Source organism: Curtobacterium sp. MCPF17_031, from assembly GCF_003234035.1.
Taxonomy (GTDB): Bacteria; Actinomycetota; Actinomycetes; order Actinomycetales; family Microbacteriaceae; genus Curtobacterium.
In genome coordinates, this window is sequence record NZ_QKSG01000012.1 from 103,505 (window position 1) to 109,921 (window position 6,417).

Annotated in this window: 4 protein-coding genes; 2 read left to right on the forward strand and 2 right to left on the reverse strand. The window is 70.7% G+C overall.

Annotation, left to right across the window (positions count from 1 at the left end):
• Window positions 1–20 precede the first annotated feature (20 nt).
• Both hrpA and DEJ31_RS15560 read left to right on the forward strand, forming a co-directional pair.
• On the forward strand, window positions 21–3,875 hold the full coding sequence (gene hrpA / locus DEJ31_RS15555; protein ID WP_111122315.1) for an ATP-dependent RNA helicase HrpA: 3,855 nt from the start codon (window positions 21–23) through the stop codon (window positions 3,873–3,875).
• 41 nt (window positions 3,876–3,916) lie between these two features.
• Entirely contained in the window at window positions 3,917–4,285 is a 369-nt protein-coding gene (locus DEJ31_RS15560) for a VOC family protein (RefSeq protein WP_111122308.1), read from the forward strand.
• A 10-nt stretch (window positions 4,286–4,295) separates the two neighbouring features.
• Here the strand turns inward: DEJ31_RS15560 and DEJ31_RS15565 are convergent, their stop codons facing one another.
• Both DEJ31_RS15565 and DEJ31_RS15570 read right to left on the reverse strand, forming a co-directional pair.
• Window positions 4,296–4,898, reverse strand: coding sequence for a YbaK/EbsC family protein (locus DEJ31_RS15565; protein WP_110904672.1), 603 nt, complete (start codon window positions 4,896–4,898; stop codon window positions 4,296–4,298).
• 135 nt (window positions 4,899–5,033) lie between these two features.
• Window positions 5,034–6,260, reverse strand: coding sequence for a multidrug effflux MFS transporter (locus DEJ31_RS15570; protein WP_111043989.1), 1,227 nt, complete (start codon window positions 6,258–6,260; stop codon window positions 5,034–5,036).
• Window positions 6,261–6,417: the final 157 nt, after the last annotated feature.

Genomic DNA, 6,417 nt, shown 5'->3' on the forward strand with positions numbered 1-6,417 from the left:
GACGGTATCCTGGAATGCTCATGTCGAATCCCCCCGTCATCACGTACCCGCCCGAGCTGCCCGTCTCGCAGCGGCGGGACGACATCGCCGCTGCGATCCGCGACAATCAGGTCGTGATCGTGGCGGGTGCCACCGGGTCGGGCAAGACGACGCAGCTACCGAAGATCTGCCTGGAGCTCGGTCGCGAGAGCATCGGCCACACCCAGCCCCGACGGATCGCCGCGCGCACGATCGCGGAGCGCGTGTCAGAAGAACTCGGCGGCGAGCTCGGCGACCTCGTCGGGTACCAGGTGCGCTTCACCGACAAGGTCAGCGCGGCCACCCGGATCAAGCTGATGACGGACGGCATCCTGCTGAACGAGATCCACTTCGACCGGGACCTCAAGCGGTACGACACGATCATCATCGACGAGGCGCACGAGCGCTCCCTGACGATCGACTTCCTGCTCGGGTACCTGAAGCGACTGCTCCCTCGGCGCCCGGACCTCAAGGTCATCATCACGAGTGCCACGATCGACCCGCAGTCGTTCTCCGAGCACTTCGGCGACGCGCCCATCGTCGAGGTCTCCGGACGGACCTACCCGGTGGAGGTCCGGTACCGACCGCTCGTCGCGGACGAGGACGCCACGGGCGACGAGGACGACGACGAGGACGAGGGCGGCCCGGACAACGGCAGCAGGGACGACCACAGCAGCACCGACGACCGCGACTACCTGCAGGGCATCACGGACGCGCTGGACGAGCTCGCGCGGGAGGACCCGGGCGACGTCCTGGTGTTCCTGTCCGGCGAGAACGAGATCCGCGACGCGCAGGACGCCATCGAGGGCAAGCACTACCCGGGGACCGAGGTCCTGTCGCTCTACGGTCGATTGTCCGCCGCGGACCAGCACCGCGTGTTCCAGCGATCGAACACCCCGGGCCTCCGACGACGTGTCGTGCTCGCGACCAACGTGGCCGAGACCTCGCTGACCGTCCCCGGCATCAAGTACGTCGTCGACACCGGCACCGCCCGCATCTCCCGGTACTCGCCGCGGGCGAAGGTGCAGCGGCTGCCCATCGAGGCGATCTCGCAGGCGTCCGCGAACCAGCGTTCCGGCCGTGCCGGTCGGACGAGTGCGGGCATCGCGATCCGCCTCTACTCCGAGGACGACTTCGACCGCCGTCCCGAGTACACCGACCCGGAGATCCTCCGGACGAACCTGGCCGCCGTCATCCTGCAGATGATCTCGCTCGGGTTCGGCGACATCGAGTCGTTCCCGTTCCTGCAACCGCCGGACTCCCGGGGCGTGAAGGACGGCCTGGACCTCCTCCGCGAACTCCGCGCCGTCGACACCGACGGTGCGATCACGAAGACCGGCAAGCAGCTCACCCGACTGCCCATCGACCCGCGCCTCGGCCGGATGGTCCTCGAGGCGAGCCGCCAGGGCGTGGGCCGTGAGGTCATCGCGATCGTCTCGGCGCTGAGCATCCAGGACCCGCGCGAGCGTCCGCTGGAGAAGCGGGCGCAGGCCGACCAGCAGCACGCGCGCTTCGCCGACCCCACGAGCGACTTCCTCACCCTGCTCGGCCTCTGGAACTACCTGGAGGACAAGCAAGAGGAGCTGTCCTCCAGCGCGTTCCGCCGGATGTGCAAGGCGGAGTTCCTCAACCACCTGCGCATCCGCGAGTGGCAGGACCTGTACCGGCAGCTCTCCCGGGCGGCGAAGCAGGTCGGCATCCACGTCGGCAAGGAGCGCAAGGACGACCCGGACTCGGTGCACCGCGCGCTCCTCGCCGGCCTCCTCAGCCAGATCGGTCTCCGCGACCGCGAGAAGCGGGACTACCTCGGCTCGCGGAACACCCGGTTCGTGGTGTTCCCGGGCAGTGTGCTCGCGAAGAAGCAGCCGGACGCGGTGATGGCCGCCGAACTCGTCGAGACGAGTCGGTTGTTCGCCCGGACGGTCGGCCGCATCGACACCGCGTGGGTGGAGCCGCTGGCCGGCGACCTGCTCAAGCGCACCTACGGCGAACCGCACTGGGAGAAGAAGCAGGGCTCGGTCGTCGCCTACGAGCGGGTGACGCTGTTCGGCGTGCCGATCGTGCAGCGTCGACGGGTGCAGTACAACCGGATCGACCCCGTGCACTCGCGGGAGCTCTTCATCCGGCACGCCCTGGTCGAGGGCGAGTGGGAGTCGCAGCAGGCGTTCGACCGGGCGAACCGGAAGCTCCGCCGCGAACTCGAACAGCTCGAGGAGCGCACCCGGCGCCGCGACATCCTGCTCGACGACGAGACGGTCGTCGAGTTCTACGACGCCCGCATCCCCGCCGAGATCGCGACGACGCGCGACTTCGAGGGGTGGTGGCGCCGGACTCGTCGTGACCAGCCGGACCTGCTCACGATGCGCCGCGAGGACCTGCTCGACGAGTCTGCCGCATCCGCCGCAGAGGACGACGCCGAGTACCCGACCCAGTGGCGGAGCGGCGACCAGCGCCTCGCCGTCCGCTACCGCTTCGAGCCCGGTGCCGAGGACGACGGGGTCAGCGTCCAGGTGCCGCTCGCCGTCCTGCCGCGCATGCGGGAAGAGGGCTTCGACTGGCAGGTCCGCGGGCTCCGGAAGGAACTCGTCACCGCGCTCATCAAGGCGCTGCCGAAGCAGATCCGCAAGAACGTCGTACCGGCCGCCGACTGGGCCGAGAAGATCGTCGCCGAACTCCCCGACGACGCTCCGACGACCCCGACCGAGAGCTTCCGCGCGACACTCGCCAAGACGATCCAGCGCCTCGTGCACGTGCCGGTGTCGGAGTCCGACTTCGACATGTCTCGGGTGCCGTCGCACCTGCTGCCGACCTACGCGGTCGTCGACGAGCGCGGCCGCCGGGTCGAGGCCGGCAAGGACCTCTCGGCCCTGCAGACCAAGCTCAAGGACCGGACCCAGCAGAGCGTCGCTGCGGCGACACAACGCTCCGGAGGCTCGTCCCGCGTCGCCGACGCCGGCTCCGGCCGCCGCATCGAACGGTCCGGCCTCACCACCTGGCCCGACCAGGACCTGCCCGAGGTCCTCGACACGAAGCAGGCGGGCGGCGTCATCCGCGCGTACCCGGCCCTGGTCGAGGAGGGCTCCGGCCCGAAGGCGACCGTCGGCGTCCAGCTCCTCGCGACGCCCGGCGACCGGACCGTGCAGATGCCCGCGGGCGTCCGCCGCCTCGTGATGCTCGCCGTACCGTCCCCCGTGTCGTACATCCAGCAGCACCTCACCGCGCAGGAGAAGCTCGCGCTCGCCGCGAGCCCCTACCCGTCGACCAACGCCCTCTTCGACGACGTCCTGGCCGCCGTGGTCGATGCCGGGATCCGCCGGACCCACCCCGACGGGCTGGTGTTCACCCGGGCCGCGTTCGACCAGGTGCGCGCCACCGTCTCGGCGACGGTCGTCGACACGATGTTCACCGCCGTGTCCGAGGTGGCCGCCGTCCTCACCGCCCAGCGGAACGCCGAACGCGCGATGAAGCAGGCGACGAACATGGCGCTGCTGCCGGCACTGTCGGACATGCGGCAGCAGATGGAACGGCTCGTGTTCGCCGGGTTCGTCTCGGTGGCTGGGCTCGACCGCCTCCGACGAATCCGCGTGTACCTGCAGGGCATCGACGCCCGCGTGACGAAGCTGCTCCAGAACCCGGGCCGTGATGCGAGTTGGATGCGCGAGGTCACCGGCGCGACGGACCGCTACGTCGAGGCCGGTGGGACGTTCCCGCCGGCGGTCGACTCGCACCCGGAGCTCGTGCACGCACGCTGGATGCTCGAGGAGTTCCGCCTCAGCCTCTTCGCGCAGGAACTGGGTACAGCGGAGACCGTGTCACTGCAGCGGATCACGAAGGCGCTCACGGCAGCCTCGCGCTGAGCCGCGGGCCGGCCGAGCCGACCAGGACTACGGTGACCGCCATGATCGGCACACTCGACGTCGTCGTCCTGGACTGCCCGGACACGCGCGCCCTCGCCCGCTTCTCCGCCGAAGTCCTCGGCGGGGAGATCGTCGCCTTCGACGAGGACTGGGCCGAGGTGGTCCTGCCCTTCGCCGGATACCGACCGCTGCTCGCCTGCCAGCGGGTCGACGACTACCGTGCGCCGGACTGGCCGGGGCAGAGCGTCCCCCAACAGGTCCACCTCGACGTGAAGGTGGACGACCTCGACGCGGGTGAGCAGGCGGTGGTCGCGATCGGTGCGGCGACGACCGGGCAGGGCACCGACACCTTCCGGGTCTACCTCGACCCGGCCGGGCACCCGTTCTGCCTGGTCGTGCCGCAGGACTGAGTCCGCTCGGTCAAGCGGGCTGGTCGGCCTCCGACGAGGAATCGACCTGTGCCGAATCGACAGCGCCCGCATCAGCGGGGTCGACCGCCAGCCCCTCGACGACCTCGACACGTGGCAGTTCGCCGAGCACGGCACCCGGCAGGAACAGCTTCGCCCCGCGGACACCCGCACCGATGACGACCTCGGGCACCGCGAGCACCCGGGAGTCGACGTACACGGCCCAGTCGGCCGGCAGACCGATCGGGGTGATGCCGCCGTACTCCATCCGGGTGCGCTCGACGGCGTCGTCCATCGGCGCGAAGCTCACCTTCCGTGCCCCGAGCAGGCCCTTCACGGTGCGGTTCACGTCGAGCTTGGTCGAGGCCAGCACCACACAGGCGGCGTAGGTGACGGTGTCGCCGCGCTTCCCCGCGACGACGATGCAGTTCGCGCCGCCGGACACCGGGAAGCCGTAGGCCTCCGAGAACGCAGCCGTGTCCGCCAGGTCCGGGTCGATCGGCGATGCCTCGATCCGCTGGAGCACGGCCGACGGCAGGGCGACCAGGGCCTCGGCGACGGGGATGGCGATGGAGCCGGTGGCGAGCAGGACGGGCATGCGGTTCAACGTCGGCATCGCTCCAGCCTAGGGATCGACACCGCGCCCGGGTGCCAGCCAGCTCGATCCCGGCGAGCACCAACACCAACACCAGCACCAGCACCAGCACCAGCGCCAACACCGATGTCAGCACCGACGCCCACGCGTCGCCGCTCAGCGCGAGCCGACCCCGCGCCTCCCCTCCGCTGCCGACGCCCAGAGCTGCGCTGCCAACCCCACCGCGATGAACCCCGTCATCAGTGCCCCCATCGCGATCGCCGTCCCGCCGAGCGCCCCGGCGAGCGGGGTCGCCATCCCGCCGAGCCCGAACGTCAGCCCACCGGCGAGCGCCGATGCCGTTCCCGGGTGTCGGTGCCCGAGCGCCTGCGTCAACGTGATCGAGCCGGGGATCACCCATCCCCACGCCGCGGTGACGAGTGCGAGCGCCGGCCAGACGAGTGCGGCGCCGAGCCCGCTGACCGCTCCGAGCAGCACGAGTGCGGAGCCGACGGTCCCGACGACGAGCCCGATGGTGAACAGCCGGTCCTCGGAGAACCGTCCGACGAGGTGCCGGAACAGCAGCGTCGACAGGATCGAACAGCCCGCGTTCGTGGCGAAGACGAGCGAGTACCGGCCCTCGCTGAACCCGTACTGCTCCTGGAACACGAACGACGACGTGGCAATGTACGAGAAGAACCCGATGGTCGCCGCGCATCCGGTGACCAGGTACCACCGGAACCGCGGGATGCGCAGGAGCTCCGCCATCCGACCGGCCACGGCGCGGGGTGACGAGCCGCCGGGGCTCGGGGCGACGAGGGTCTCGGGCAGCTGCCGGAGCGCGGCGACGGTGAGCACGATGCCGAAGACCGCGAGCACGACGAACGTCCCCCGCCAGGACGTGACCGTGAGCACGACGCCGCCGACCAGCGGCGCGACGACCGGTCCGACCGAGTTCACGACCGCGAGCGTCGAGAAGAGCTTGCTGCGGCGGAGGCCCGTCGCCGCGTCTCCGACCATCGCGCGTCCGGCGACCGCCGCGGCGGCTCCGCCCACCCCCTCGACGACGCGCGCGAGGACGAGCGTGACGATGTCCGGGGCGATCGCGCACACCACGGTCGAGACGGTGAACAGGGCCATGCCGCCGATCAGGATCCGGCGACGTCCGACCCCGTCGCTGATCGGTCCGACGACGAGCTGCCCAACGGCGAAGGCAACGAGGAACGCGGTGAGGCTGAGCTGCACGGCGGCGGTCGACACGTCGAGGTCGCGGGCGATGGCGGGCAGGCCCGGGATGTACATGTCGGTCGCGAAGGGCGAGATCCCGACGATGAGCGCGAGGCTGAGAAGTGGGCCCGGGCGTCCCGTCCAGTCCGTGCGGGGATCCCGGGCGTCGTCGCTCATCGGCGTCAGCCTAGACCGCGGGCCCGGACCGTGGGCCCGGACAGCACCGACGGTTCGCGCTCAGCGACAGGACTCGCGTCCGCCTCCCCGAGGACTGTCGCTCAGCACGAAACACAGCCGCGCCCGCCCATGTCCTGTCTCTTATACACATCTCCGA